Origin of the sequence: Corynebacterium maris DSM 45190 (assembly GCF_000442645.1) — a bacterium.
GTDB classification, from domain to species: Bacteria; Actinomycetota; Actinomycetes; order Mycobacteriales; family Mycobacteriaceae; genus Corynebacterium; species Corynebacterium maris.
The window spans coordinates 1,933,292-1,946,030 of sequence record NC_021915.1; the positions used below are offsets into that span (position 1 = coordinate 1,933,292).

Below are 12,739 nucleotides of genomic sequence, written 5' to 3' on the forward strand. Positions count from 1 at the left end.
ACTCCGGGACCAAGGCGACCTACTTGGCCGGGACCAGGGTGTGCAGCCAGCCGTGGACGTCCTCGGCCACGCCGCGCTGGATGGAGGTCAGGCGCTCCCGCATGCGCATGGTCACGGAGCCGGCCTCGTTGCCGCCGACGAGAAACTCACCGTCGTTGGACAGCACGCGCCCGACCGGGGTGATCACGGCCGCCGTGCCGCAGGCCATGGCCTCGGTCATCGCGCCGGAGGTGGCGTCGTCGCGCCATTCATCGGTGCTGATGCGGCGTTCCTCGGTCTCGTGGCCCAAGTCGCGGGCGACCTGCAGCAACGAGTCCCGGGTGATGCCCGCCAGCAGGGAGCCGGACAGCGCCGGGGTGACGACCTTGGCGTCTTCTCCGGAGCCGTAGACGAACATGAGGTTCATGCCGCCCATTTCCTCGATGTACTTGTGCTCGAGGGCGTCGAGCCAGACGACCTGGTCGCAGCCCTTTTCCTCTGCCTGGGCCTGCGCCAGCAGGGAGGCGGCGTAGTTGCCGGCGAACTTGGCGGCGCCGGTGCCGCCCGGGGCGGCGCGGACGTAGTCCTCGGACAACCACACGGAGACGGGCTTGACCCCGCCCTTGAAGTAGGCGCCGGAGGGGGAGGCGATGACCAGGTAGGTGTACTTGTTCGCCGGGCTGACGCCCAGGGAGACCTCGGTGGAGATCATGAAGGGGCGCAGGTACAGCGCGGCCTCGCCGCCGGCTTCGGGAACCCAGGCGCTGTCGACGTCGACGAGCTGACGCAGCGACTCCAGGAAGTCCTCGACGGGCAGCTGGGGCATGGCCATGCGCTCGGCGGAGCGCTGCATGCGCTCGGCGTTGGCCTCCGGGCGGAAGGTCGCGATGGAGCCGTCCGGCTGGCGGTAGGCCTTGATTCCCTCGAAGATCGCCTGGCCGTAATGGAACACGGTGGTGGCCGGGTCCATGGGCAGGGCTTCGTAGGGGCGGACGCGCGCGTCGTGCCAGCCCTTGTCCTCGGTCCACTCGATGGTGACCATGTGGTCGGTGAAGTTTTTGCCGAACGCCGGATTGGCCAGCACGGCATCGCGTCGCTCGTCTGTCGCGGGCCGGGGATTTCTTTCAACGGAGAAGTTCAGGTTCGTCATAACCTCTCAACTTACTCGGCGGTCCGGAAGCGTGGATAAGCTGGTCGTGTAGTCCATTCACGATGAGACCACGGTTCTAGGAGGAATCTATGGCTAAAACTACTTTCGACCTTCCCGCCCGCGGCACCGTCAGCGAGGTCGTGCTGACGAAGAAGTCCCCGAAGCAGGCGGACGTTCTGCTGATCGGGTTGTTCTCCGGTGAAGACTCCGCCGAGCTGCCCGCCAACGAGGCCTTCGACGACGCCTCCGCCCGCGCCGCCTATGAGGCGCTGACCGCGGTCGGCGCGACCGGCAAGGCCAACGAGGTCACCCGCATCCCCGCCCCGGACAAGGTGAAGGCCGACCAGGTCGTCGCCGTCGGGCTCGGCGATCCGGAGGACTTCGACGACGAGACCATGCGCCGCGCCGCCGCCACCGCCATCCGGGCGCTGTCCGGCGAAGAAACCGTCGTGACCACCCTCGGCGAGCAGGCCCTGGGCGCCGCCGTCGAGGGCCTGATCCTGGGCAGCTACTCCTACTCCGGGCTGCGCTCCGAGGAGGACGAGGACCCGACCCGGCAGACGGTCCACGTGCTTGCCGACGCCCGCGACAAGGAGATCAAGGAAGAGTTCACCGTCGCGCAGATCACCGCGGAGTCCGTGGTGCTCGCCCGCGACCTGGTCAACACCCCCTCCTCCCACCTGTACCCGGAGTCCTACGCGGAGCTGCTCTCCGCGGAGGGCACGAAGAACGGCTTGAAGGTGGAGGTCCTCGACGAGAAGGAGCTGGAGAAGCAGGGCTTCGGCGGACTGGTGTCCGTCGGCGGCGGCTCCTCCCGCCCGCCACGCCTGGTGCGTCTGACCTGGTCCCCGCGTCGCTCCGCCTCGAAGGTGGCGCTGGTGGGCAAGGGCGTCACCTTCGACACCGGCGGCATCTCCCTGAAGCCGCCGGCGAAGATGGAGAACATGATCTCGGACATGGGCGGTTCCGCGGCCATGGTCGGCGCGGTCATCGCCGCCGCCCGCCTCAGCCTCCCCGTCGAAGTCACCGCTACCCTGCCGTTGGCGGAGAACATGCCGTCCGGCACCGCCACCCGCCCGGGTGACGTCATCACCCACTACGGCGGCCTCACCTCCGAGATCCTCAACACCGACGCGGAGGGCCGTCTGGTGTTGGCCGACGCCATCGCGCGCGCCAGCGAGGATGACCCGGAGTACCTCATCGAGACCTCCACTCTGACCGGCGCGCAGCTCGTCGCCCTGGGCGCACGCACCGCCGCCGTCATGGGCAGCGACGAGTTCCGCGACCGAGTCGCCGAGACCGGCCGCGCCGTCGGCGAAAACGCCTGGGCGATGCCGCTGTTGGAGGAACACGAGGAAGAGATCAAGTCCCCCGTCGCGGACATCCGCAACACCCACAACTCCCGCAACGGCGGGATGCTCTTCGCCGGCACCTACCTGTCGAAGTTCGTGGGCGAGGACATCGAGTGGGCGCACATCGACATCGCCGGCCCGTCCTGGAACGACGGCGGCGCCAAGGGCTACACCCCGAAGCGCGCCACCGGCTCCCCGGTGCGCACCGTCGTCGCCGTGCTGCGTGAGCTCGCGGACAAGAAGTAGGGCCCTGCCCCTCTAGGAATAGGGGTTTTCGCCGCGTTCGAACTTGGCGCGGCGTTCCCGCTGTTCCGCGCGTTTGCGCAAGATACGCTGGCGTTCGATGCGTTTGCGCATCCGATCGGGGTATCCCGTCTCCTCCGCGTCGTACAACGGGATCTGCAGAACTTTGGCCACGGCGTCGATCCCCTTCGGTCCCCCGATGCGGCGACGGATGAACTCCCCCGTGTCGTCGACCAAAACGACGCTCATCTCGTTGACCATCGTCTCCGGCTCCACGAAGCCCTCCACGAAAGCACGGCCGCGCACCCACTCCTGCAACGCCTGCTGGTCTGCGGGCCGGATGGTGTCCCCCGGCCCGCGGGGCGGCTTGATCGAAGTGCGGGAACGTCGACGGCCGAAAAGATTAAACACGGTTTCTACTCTACGGAAGAGAAACTGCCCCCGGTATTCTCCCCCGCCACTTCACCCCATTCCCTGGATCGGGTGGGGAGTCATCTGCAGATCTTCGGTGATGACCGGTACGCTGAGTGGCATTAGTATCCAAACTCTTTATGACTTGCGAGGAGTCTGAACACATGGCGTACTCCGTTGAGATGCCCGAGCTGGGCGAATCCGTCACCGAAGGCACCGTCACCCAGTGGCTGAAGTCCGTCGGCGACACCGTCGAGGTCGACGAACCGTTGCTCGAGGTATCCACCGACAAGGTCGACACCGAGATCCCCTCCCCGGTGGCCGGCGTGCTGTTGGAAATCAAGGCGGAAGAAGACGACGAAGTCGAGGTCGGAGCCGTGATCGCCGTCATCGGCGACGAGGGCGAGTCCGCCGAGGACGACTCTTCCGACGACGCCGAGGAATCCGACGACGCTGAGGAACAGGACGAGCCGGCCGAGGAGAAGGACGAGGAGCCGAAGGAAGAGCCGAAGAAGGACGAGAAGAAGTCCTCCGGCGGCGGTTCCGGCGAGTCCACCGACGTCGAAATGCCGGAGCTGGGCGAATCCGTCACCGAAGGCACCGTCACCCAGTGGCTGAAGTCCGTCGGCGACACCGTCGAGGTCGACGAACCGTTGCTCGAGGTATCCACCGACAAGGTCGACACCGAGATCCCCTCCCCGGTCGCCGGCACCATCGTTGAAATCCTCGTCGAGGAAGACGACGAAGTCGAGGTCGGAGCCGTCATCGCCCGCATCGGCGACGAAAGCGCCGCCGCTGAGGAACCGGCCGACGAGCCGGAGGATGAACCCGAGGAGAAGGACGAGCCGGCTGAGGAGAAGGCCGAGGAACCGAAGAAGGACGAGAAGAAGTCCTCCGGCGGCGGTTCCGGCGAGTCCACCGACGTCGAAATGCCGGAGCTGGGCGAATCCGTCACCGAAGGCACCGTCACCCAGTGGCTGAAGTCCGTCGGCGACACCGTCGAGGTCGACGAGCCGCTGCTCGAGGTATCCACCGACAAGGTCGACACCGAGATCCCCTCCCCGGTCGCCGGCACCATCGTTGAAATCCTCGTCGAGGAAGACGACGAAGTCGAGGTCGGAGCCGTCATCGCCCGCATCGGCGACGAAAGCGCCACCCCGGCCGACTCCGAGGACAACGCCGTCGAGGAGCAGCAGGAGCAGGCCAAGGAACTCGCCGAGGACAAGGCCGAGCCGAAGAAGGACGAGAAGAAGTCCGAAGACAAGCCGAAGAAGGAGAAGAAGGAGGAGGAGCCGAAGAAGGAGGCTCCGAAGTCTGAGTCCACCGGCTCCTCCACCAAGGTCGACAATGACGGCAAGGTCCCGTACGTGACCCCGCTGGTGCGCAAGCTCGCGGAGAAGCACGGCGTCGACCTGAACGCCATCGAGGGCACCGGCGTCGGCGGACGCATCCGCAAGCAGGACGTCCTCGCAGCCGCTGAGGGCGACGCCCCGGCGCAGGACGACTCCGCCGCAGAATCCGCGGACCAGGGAGCCCGCGCGAACTGGTCCACCAAGTCCGTGGACCCGGAGAAGGCTGAGCTGATCGGCACGACCCAGAAGGTCAACCGCATCCGCCAGATCACGGCGGAGAAGATGGTCGAGTCCCTGCAGACCACCGCGCAGCTGACCCACGTGCAGGAAATCGACATGACCCGCATTTGGGACCTGCGCCAGGAGAAGAAGCAGGAGTTCATCGACAAGCACGGCGTCAACGTGACCTTCCTGGGCTTCATCGTCAAGGCCACCGCCGAGGCCCTGGTCTCCCACCCGAACGTCAACGCGTCCTACAACGCGGAGTCCAAGGAGATGACCTACCACGCGGACGTCAACATCGGCATCGCCGTGGATACCCCGCAGGGCCTGCTGGTCCCGGTCGTCAAGAAGGCCCAGGAGAAGTCGCTGGTCGAGATCGCCCAGGACATCGTCGACCTGGCCGACCGCGCCCGCAACAAGAAGCTGCGCCCGGACGACCTGTCCGGCGGCACCTTCACGGTGACCAACATCGGCTCCGAGGGCGCCCTGCTGGACACCCCGGTGCTCACCCCGCCGCAGGCCGGCATCCTGGGCACCGCGGCCATCGAGAAGCGTCCGGTCGTCGTCACCGACGAGGGCGTCGATTCGATCGCCATCCGTCAGATGTCCTACCTGCCGTTCACCTACGACCACCAGGTGGTCGACGGCGCTGACGCAGGTCGCTTCATCACCACGATCAAGGATCGTCTGGAGACCGCCGACTTCGAGTCCGACCTGGACCTCTAAGCCACGGTAGTCAGCCCTCACTGACCGACGGCCGCCCGCACTTACGCGGGCGGCCGTTCGTCGTCTGCGGGGCCCGGCCCTCGACGGCGTGGGGTTCCGAAAGCGCACCGCGGTGCGCTTTCCACGGTGCAAAAGTCTGCGCCACCACTGGGCGTATGCCGGGGTAAAACACGGCAAGCGGCACAATCGTGCGGACTTGTGCAGGGGTGGAACGCACACCAGGTGCCGTGGCGTATTCTCAAGACCATCATGACTGCTCCCCGTGCCCCCTTCTTCCCCGCAGACCAGTCCATCCGCGCCTCCCGCCGACCGCTGGAAGTCCAGCGCCTGGGGGTGCTCGACTACGAAGAATCCTGGACGCTGCAGGCCCGCCTCGCCGCCGAGCGCGCCCGCGACGAGATCGATGACCAGCTGCTGCTGTTGGAGCACCCCAACGTCTACACCGCCGGCAAGCGCACCCAGGACGCCGACCGTCCGACTAACGGCCTGCCGGTCGTGGACGTGGACCGGGGCGGGCGCATCACCTGGCACGGCGAAGGGCAGCTGGTGGCATATCCCATCATCAAGCTGGCCGAGCCGGTGGACGTGGTCGACTACGTCCGCCGCCTCGAAGAAGCCATCATCCAGGTGGTCCGCGACGTGGGCGTCACGGCCGCCGGGCGCATCGACGGCCGCTCCGGCGTGTGGGCGCCCCATGACGCGCCCGCCGCGGATCCTGCCGCTCCGCGCCGCGACCGGAAGCTCGCGGCCCTGGGCATCCGCATCACCCGCGGGGTGACGATGCACGGCCTGGCGATCAATTGCTCCAACACGCTGGAGTACTACGACCACATCGTGGCGTGCGGCATCGACGACGCGGACAACTCCACCCTGTCGTTGGAGCTGGGCCGTAAGGTGGCCCCGGCGGACGTCGAGGAGCCGCTCGTGGCGGCGCTGACCGACGCCCTGGAAGGACGGCTGGTGGTCGCGGACCACACTTTCGCCACCGCCCCCGACCCCACGAGGGCCTGAGCACGCTCCGCCCCACCCCCGAGCCGGGCGCGGGCGCTCCGCCAAACTACGTAGACTGAGCCAAATACTCGACTCTTGAATTACTAACGGATAACTTGAAGATTGTGACTATCGCACCAGAAGGACGCAAGATGTTGCGCATCGAGCAGCGCAACTCCCAGACCCCCATCGAGTCCAAGCCGCGGTGGATCCGCAACGCGGTGAAGAACGGTCCTGAATACCAGGACATGAAAGAGAAGGTGAAGGGCGCTTCCCTGCACACCGTGTGCCAGGAGGCGGGCTGCCCCAACATCCACGAATGTTGGGAATCCCGTGAAGCCACATTCCTCATCGGCGGTTCCGTGTGCTCGCGTCGTTGTGATTTCTGCGACATCGCCACCGGCAAGCCCAGCCCGCTGGATCTCGACGAACCGCGCCGCGTGGCCGAGTCGATCCAGGAAATGGAACTGAACTACGCCACCATCACCGGTGTCACCCGCGACGACCTCCAGGATGAGGGCGCCTGGCTCTACGCCGAGGTCGTGCGCAAGATCCACGAGCTCAACCCGCACACCGGCGTGGAGAACCTCACCCCGGACTTCTCCGGCAAGCCGGACCTGCTGGCCGAGGTCTTCGAGGCCCGCCCGGAGGTCTTCGCCCACAACGTCGAGACGGTGCCGCGCATCTTCAAGCGCATTCGCCCGGCGTTCCGCTTCGACCGTTCCCTCGACGTGATCAACCAAGCCCACAAGTTCGGGCTGATCACCAAGTCGAACCTCATCCTCGGCATGGGCGAGACCCCCGAGGAGGTTCAGGAGGCACTGACCGAGATGCGTGAAGCCGGCACCGACATCATCACCATCACCCAGTACCTGCGCCCGGGCCCGACCTACCACCCCATCGAGCGCTGGGTGAAGCCGGAAGAGTTCATCGAGCACCGCGACGCCGCCGAAGAGATGGGCTTCACCGTCATGGCCGGCCCGCTCGTGCGGTCCTCCTACCGCGCCGGCAAACTCTACGTCGAGGCGATGCGCAAGCGCGGCCGCGAACTGCCGGACAATCTCAAGCATCTGGCAGAGACCTCTGAGGGCGCCACCACGCAGGAGGCGTCCACGCTGCTGGACAAGTACGGGCCTTCCGCGGATCACCCGATCGCCGACCAGTAGGAAACTCGGTGGTTGATTGCCTCGTGCGTCGGTGGCTCGCCTAGAGTAGAGACCATGGCAGACGAGGCAAAGAAGAAGGCGAAGGCCGCCGAGAAGGCGGCCAAGAAGCAGGAGCGCTCCGCAAAGCGTGAAAAGCGCAATCAGACCTGGAAGCAGGTCTGGCAGGCGTTCAACATGCTGCGCAAGAAGGACAAGAAGCTTGTCCCCTACATGCTGATCATCTGGATCGGCATTGCGCTGCTGATGTTCGCCATTGGCTCCCTGTGGGGCGGCCACTGGTGGATGCTGGTCCTGGGCATCGTGCTCGGCTTCGCCGTGGCGATGTGGTTCTTCAGCAAGCGCCTGGAGAACAACATGTACGACCAGGTCGACAACTCCCCGGGCGCCGCCGGCTGGGCGCTGGAGAACATGCGCAACACCATGGGCATCGCCTGGGTGGTCGAGAACGGCGTCGCGGGGACCACCCAGATGGACGTCGTGCACCGCGTGGTGGGCAACCCGGGCGTCATCTTCGTCGGCGAGGGTAACCCGAACCGCCTGAAGCCGCTGATGAACCAGCAGGTCAAGCGCGCCGATCGCTTGCTCGCCGGGGTGCCGATCTACCAGGTCATCGTGGGCGACGACACCGAGGCCGGGCAGGTGCCGCTGAAGAAGCTGCAGCGCCACATGCTGAAGTTCCCGCGCAACTACAAGAAGGGCGAGGTCATGGGCGTCGCCGCGAAGGTCGAGGCCCTCGACCACGTCCGCGGCGGCCAGCAGGCCGGGCTACCCAAGGGGCCGGTCCCGAAGCAGGCGCAGAACATGGCGGGCATGAACCGCCGCATGCGCCGCGCAAGCGAACGCTCGAAGAAGAAGTAGCGTCCCACCGCACGCCGCCTCTCCCCCGTTATGCGTCCCGCACAGCCACGGTTGCCTTCCGTGGCGGTGCGGGACATTATGCTTTCGCAGCCTCCTGGGGCGCCGCAGGCACAGAAAAATCCCGCCGCCGCACCGAAGTGCGTCGACGGGATGAAGGCGTGACGGCGGGCGTCGTCACGCCATGATGACCGCGGTGCCGGTGGCGCGGTCGTGCATGCCCCGGCCGTCCTGGTCCACCAGCGCCGCCGGCAGCACGAAGGCGGTGAGCAGGGTGCGCACCGCCGCGCGCCAGAGCCCCACCCGGGTCCCGCCCACGTCCACGCGGGCGACGCCCATGCGGAGGAACATCATCCCCGGGGTGCGGGCGAACAGCCAGCCGCCGACGACGCCCAACAGCATCCACAGCAGCAGCGTCACCGTGGAGACGCTGCCGAGCGCATCAGTGAATCTCACCACAAACGAGGCGATGAACCAGCAGAAGACCCAGTCGATCAACACCGCCATCGCACGGCGACCGACGGACGCCATCGCCCCCGCCCCGGACTGAGGAAGTCCCATCTTATCCCCAGGCCACCTGCCCGGGTTGCTGGGATCATCGTCAAATTCCGCCGGAATTTCCGGCCCGTCGAGCCAGCTCCGCTTGTTCTTGTGCGCCATGTGACGCAAGCCTAGCCGGAGCCACAGGCAGGAAGAAATAGGTAGACGCGGTTCTTTGCCGAACGCCAGGATCGTTTACGCTGGGGCTCATCACTTATTGCCTAACACGCGGAGGAAGTCACCGTGGCCTTCGAATCCACCCAGGATATCGTCAACTACATCGCTGACGAAGGCGTCGAGTTCGTCGACGTCCGCTTTACCGACGTCCCTGGCACTGAGCACCATTTTTCGATCCCGGCCTCCGAATTCACCGTCGAGGCGGCAGAAGACGGCCTCGCCTTCGACGGTTCCTCCATCCGCGGTTTCACCACCGTCGACGAGTCCGACATGGTGCTCCTGCCCGATCCCGCCACCGCGAAGATCGATCCCTTCCGCTCCTCGCGGACGCTGAACATCCAGTTCTTCGTCAACGACCCGTTCACCCTGGAGCCGTTTTCCCGCGACCCGCGCAACATCGCCAAGAAGGCCGAGGAGTACCTCGCCTCCACGGGCATCGCAGACTCCGCCTCCTTCGGCCTGGAGGCGGAGTTCTACGTCTTCGACAAGGTCCGCTACTCCGCGGAGGCCAACGCCGCCTTCTACGAGGTCGACTCCGACGAAGGCTGGTGGAACCGCGGCGAGCACACCGACCTCGGCGGCGGCCACAACCTCGGCTACAAGAACCGCATGAAGGGCGGCTACTTCCCCACCGCCCCGCACGACCAGACCGTCGAGATCCGCGACGCCATGGTGCGCAAGCTCATGGGCGCCGGCTTCGACATCGAGCGCTTCCACCACGAGGTGGGCACCGGCGGCCAGCAGGAGATCAACTACCGCTTCAACACCCTGCTGCACGCCGCCGACGACCTGCAGGTGTTCAAGTACATCATCAAAAACACCGCCATGGAGTGGGGCAAGTCCGCCACCTTCATGCCTAAGCCGCTGGCCGGGGACAACGGTTCCGGCATGCACGCGCACCAGTCGCTGTGGAAGGACGGCGAGCCGCTGTTCTACGACGAGTCCGGTTACGGCGGCCTGTCGGACATCGCCCGCTACTACATCGGCGGCCTGCTGTACCACGCCTCCGCCGTGCAGGCGTTCACCAACCCCACCCTGAACTCCTACCACCGCCTGGTCAAGGGCTTCGAGGCCCCGATCAACCTCGTGTACTCGCAGCGCAACCGCTCCGCCGCGATCCGTATCCCGATCACCGGCTCCAACCCGAAGGCCAAGCGCGTGGAGTTCCGCACCCCGGACCCGTCGGGCAACGCCTACCTGGGCCTGGCCGCCATGTTGATGGCCGGCATCGACGGCATCAAGAACCGCATCGATCCGGGCGACCCGGTGGACAAGGACCTCTACGAGCTGCCCGCCGCGGAGGCCGCCGCGATCCCGCAGGGCCCGACCTCTCTGGAAGGCGCGCTGGAGGCGCTGCGCAAGGACCACGAGTTCCTGCTGGAGGGCGGCGTGTTCACCAAGGACCTCATCGACACCTACATCGACCTCAAGATGGAAACGGAAGTCCTGCCGGCCCGCCTGCGTCCGACGCCGCTGGAGTTTGAGATGTACTACGACTGCTAGTTTCTCTCGCTCTTCCGCGACTCTCCCCGTGCCCGCCGCTTTCCGCGGTGAGCACGGGGATTTTTCGTGCTCAAAGCTTATCGACGTGCGCAGGTGCCTGGTTGCCCCGCACCGTCATCGTCGCCGAGCAGGCGCCCGCCCAGACGCCCTCTGCTCGGCATGTGCCGGAGAACCTTGCCCGCTGCCTCGCGTCAGCGTTCAATGGAGGCCATGAACCTGAAATCCGCTGGCCGGCAGGGCCAAGACGCAGCCCGGCAGGTCAAAAACCATCCGGCGCTGTCCGCCGTCGCCCGCTTCGGCTACGTGGTGATGGGACTGCTCAACATTCTCCTCGGCTGGCTGGTTCTCCAGATCGCGTTGGGTTTCGGTGGCGAGGAGGCCTCCAATGCGGGGGCGTTGTCGAATATCGCCCAGGCCCCGGGCGGGCGCGTGGCGCTGTGGGTGGCCGTGGCCGGGTTGGTGGCGCTGGGCCTGTGGCGGTTGTTGCAGGCGGTGGTGGGACCGGAGTGGTCGACCCGGATAAAGGGCGCAGTGCTGGCGGTGGTGTATCTGTCGCTGGCGTGGACGGCGTCGACTTTCGCGCGCGGGGATTCGACGTCGGAAGGAGACACCGCCACCGACGTCACGGCGACGGCGCTGGAGCAGCCGGCGGGAGTGGCGCTGGTGGTCGTGGCGGGGCTCGTGATCGTCGGAGTGGGGGTCGGCAGCGTGTTTCTGGGTGTGACACGCAGGTTCACCAAGCAGCTGGAAGCCGGCGCCGAGGCGGGCAAGGTCGGCTCCGCGATCGTGGTGGTCGGTGTGCTGGGGTATGTGGCCCGCGGGGTGGCGTTCGCCGTCTTGGGCGGGTTGGTGGTGTGGGCGGCGCTGACCCGCGACCCGGAGAAGGCCGCCGGGTTGGACGCGGCCTTCCGGTATATCGGGCAGCAGCCTTTCGGGGCGGTGCTGCTGGTGGTCATCGGGGTCGGGTTGGGGTTGTACGGGGTGTTTTGTCTGGGCCGGGCGCGCTACGCCGACGCGTCCTGAGCGGATCTGCTTTCAGTCTTTCGGTCTACTCCACTACGGGTGGCGGTGCGGATTCCGCGCGGGTGGCCTTTAGCATCGGGGACAAACCCCACTTCCGGAAGGTGGACGCTATGAGACACAAAGCTGACCAGGACGAATACCTGGCCCGACTCGTTGAACGAGAAATCGCGCATGCACGCGCCATGAGCCTCGCCGAAGAGGTCCGCCCCGTCGACGATCCGATGTCGAAGTATGTGCCGTGGATCTTTGTCGCGGTGATTCTGCTCGCCACCGTGGCGACGGGCGCGTCACTGCTCGCCGTCGTCTTCGCCTGAGGCTACATCGGCCAGGCGCGAAAACCGATGGCGCAGTCCGTGGAGCCGTCCTCGACGGCACGGGCACATTCTGTGGCCATCTCGGTGAGCATCGCCCTCGGCGCCGGATGGTCCGGGAGATCCGCCAGGTAGGCCTCATGGGCCTCGAGGGAGGCAACGCCCTTTTCCAGGGCCTCGCCGGTGACGTCGACGTACGTGTCCGGCTCCGCCACGCCACCGACGAGGAAGAGGTCGGCCTTCCACGGCTCCAGACCCTCGTCGAGCAGATCCGTGAAGATCCAGCGGTTGTCGGCGTCGCGGATGGAGTCGGCGGTGGCCTCGCCGGTGACCCGGTGGTCGATGTGGTTGATCCCCCACGGCACCTCGAGGTCGAAGTTGGAGGTGACCACGATGTTCGGGCGCAGCGTGCGGATCTGCTTCGCGATCGCCTTGCGCACCGTCGGCCCCGGCTCCATCAGCCCGTCCGGGAAGTCCAGGATGGTGAGGTCGTTGACGCCGACGACGTCGCAGGCGGCGCGCTGCTCCCGGGCGCGCAGCGGGCCCGCTTCGGCCGGGGCGCGCCGCATCCCGGCTTCGCCCGCGGTCATCAGCAGATAGTCGACCTGGATGTCGGCGGCAGTCCAGGCGGCCACCGCCGCGGAGATGCCGTATTCCAGGTCGTCCGGGTGGGCGACGACGCATAAGATGCGCTCGACGCCGTCGGTGTCCAATTTCTGCAGGGGCGAGTCAGGCATGT

12 protein-coding genes are annotated in these 12,739 nt (G+C 66.6%); 8 read left to right on the forward strand and 4 right to left on the reverse strand.

Features of this window, described 5'->3' with window-relative positions; translation table 11 throughout:
- Positions 1–19: 19 nt before the first annotated feature.
- A complete protein-coding gene (locus B841_RS09080; RefSeq protein WP_020935200.1) occupies positions 20–1,129 on the reverse strand; it encodes a branched-chain amino acid aminotransferase in 1,110 nt (369 codons plus the stop codon).
- A gap of 89 nt (positions 1,130–1,218) precedes the next feature.
- Between B841_RS09080 and B841_RS09085 the strand changes: the two genes are divergently transcribed.
- Positions 1,219–2,727: a leucyl aminopeptidase gene (locus B841_RS09085; protein ID WP_020935201.1), complete on the forward strand. Its 1,509-nt coding sequence runs from the start codon at positions 1,219–1,221 to the stop codon at positions 2,725–2,727.
- A gap of 12 nt (positions 2,728–2,739) precedes the next feature.
- On the opposite strand, the gene B841_RS09090 is transcribed toward B841_RS09085, so the two are convergent.
- Positions 2,740–3,135, reverse strand: coding sequence for a hypothetical protein (locus B841_RS09090; protein WP_020935202.1), 396 nt, complete (start codon positions 3,133–3,135; stop codon positions 2,740–2,742).
- A gap of 164 nt (positions 3,136–3,299) precedes the next feature.
- Here B841_RS09090 and sucB point away from each other — a divergent pair, with 164 nt between their 5' ends.
- The 4 genes from sucB to B841_RS09110 all read left to right on the forward strand — a co-directional run bounded on the left by sucB (position 3,300) and on the right by B841_RS09110 (position 8,449).
- On the forward strand, positions 3,300–5,435 hold the full coding sequence (sucB, locus tag B841_RS09095) for a 2-oxoglutarate dehydrogenase, E2 component, dihydrolipoamide succinyltransferase (RefSeq protein WP_020935203.1): 2,136 nt from the start codon (positions 3,300–3,302) through the stop codon (positions 5,433–5,435).
- Between the two features lie 249 nt (positions 5,436–5,684).
- On the forward strand, positions 5,685–6,446 hold the full coding sequence (lipB, locus tag B841_RS09100; RefSeq protein WP_041632254.1) for a lipoyl(octanoyl) transferase LipB: 762 nt from the start codon (positions 5,685–5,687) through the stop codon (positions 6,444–6,446).
- Positions 6,447–6,550: 104 nt separating this feature from the next.
- Positions 6,551–7,591, forward strand: coding sequence for a lipoyl synthase (gene lipA / locus B841_RS09105; protein WP_020935205.1), 1,041 nt, complete (start codon positions 6,551–6,553; stop codon positions 7,589–7,591).
- 54 nt (positions 7,592–7,645) lie between these two features.
- Positions 7,646–8,449 carry a DUF4191 domain-containing protein gene (locus B841_RS09110; protein WP_020935206.1) on the forward strand — a complete coding sequence of 268 codons (804 nt, stop codon included), beginning with the start codon at positions 7,646–7,648 and terminating at the stop codon, positions 8,447–8,449.
- 174 nt (positions 8,450–8,623) lie between these two features.
- Here B841_RS09110 and B841_RS09115 read toward each other — a convergent pair whose 3' ends face one another.
- Positions 8,624–9,106: an RDD family protein gene (locus B841_RS09115; RefSeq protein WP_041631851.1), complete on the reverse strand. Its 483-nt coding sequence runs from the start codon at positions 9,104–9,106 to the stop codon at positions 8,624–8,626.
- A 123-nt stretch (positions 9,107–9,229) separates the two neighbouring features.
- On the opposite strand from B841_RS09115, the gene glnA reads away from it, so the two are divergent.
- The 3 genes from glnA (at position 9,230) to B841_RS09130 (ending at position 12,003) form a co-directional block, all read left to right on the forward strand.
- Positions 9,230–10,666, forward strand: coding sequence for a type I glutamate--ammonia ligase (glnA, locus tag B841_RS09120; protein WP_020935208.1), 1,437 nt, complete (start codon positions 9,230–9,232; stop codon positions 10,664–10,666).
- 210 nt (positions 10,667–10,876) lie between these two features.
- Positions 10,877–11,689, forward strand: a complete 813-nt coding sequence (locus B841_RS09125) for a DUF1206 domain-containing protein (RefSeq protein WP_020935209.1) — start codon at positions 10,877–10,879, stop codon at positions 11,687–11,689.
- Between the two features lie 110 nt (positions 11,690–11,799).
- The gene (locus tag B841_RS09130) at positions 11,800–12,003 is read left to right on the forward strand and encodes a hypothetical protein (protein ID WP_020935210.1); all 204 of its coding nucleotides are present in this window, start codon (positions 11,800–11,802) and stop codon (positions 12,001–12,003) included.
- A gap of 2 nt (positions 12,004–12,005) precedes the next feature.
- On the opposite strand, the gene B841_RS09135 is transcribed toward B841_RS09130, so the two are convergent.
- Entirely contained in the window at positions 12,006–12,737 is a 732-nt protein-coding gene (locus B841_RS09135; protein WP_020935211.1) for a PIG-L deacetylase family protein, read from the reverse strand.
- Positions 12,738–12,739: the final 2 nt, after the last annotated feature.

Bases quoted from the DNA above. Each gene is read 5' to 3' on its own strand.
- B841_RS09115 (WP_041631851.1), bottom strand. From the start codon at position 9,106: ATGGCGCACAAGAACAAGCGGAGCTGGCTCGACGGGCCGGAAATTCCG.
- B841_RS09085 (WP_020935201.1), top strand. From the start codon at position 1,219: ATGGCTAAAACTACTTTCGACCTTCCCGCCCGCGGCACCGTCAGCGAG.
- B841_RS09130 (WP_020935210.1), top strand. From the start codon at position 11,800: ATGAGACACAAAGCTGACCAGGACGAATACCTGGCCCGACTCGTTGAA.
- sucB (WP_020935203.1), top strand. From the start codon at position 3,300: ATGGCGTACTCCGTTGAGATGCCCGAGCTGGGCGAATCCGTCACCGAA.
- B841_RS09125 (WP_020935209.1), top strand. From the start codon at position 10,877: ATGAACCTGAAATCCGCTGGCCGGCAGGGCCAAGACGCAGCCCGGCAG.
- B841_RS09110 (WP_020935206.1), top strand. From the start codon at position 7,646: ATGGCAGACGAGGCAAAGAAGAAGGCGAAGGCCGCCGAGAAGGCGGCC.
- lipB (WP_041632254.1), top strand. From the start codon at position 5,685: ATGACTGCTCCCCGTGCCCCCTTCTTCCCCGCAGACCAGTCCATCCGC.
- B841_RS09135 (WP_020935211.1), bottom strand. From the start codon at position 12,737: ATGCCTGACTCGCCCCTGCAGAAATTGGACACCGACGGCGTCGAGCGC.
- B841_RS09080 (WP_020935200.1), bottom strand. From the start codon at position 1,129: ATGACGAACCTGAACTTCTCCGTTGAAAGAAATCCCCGGCCCGCGACA.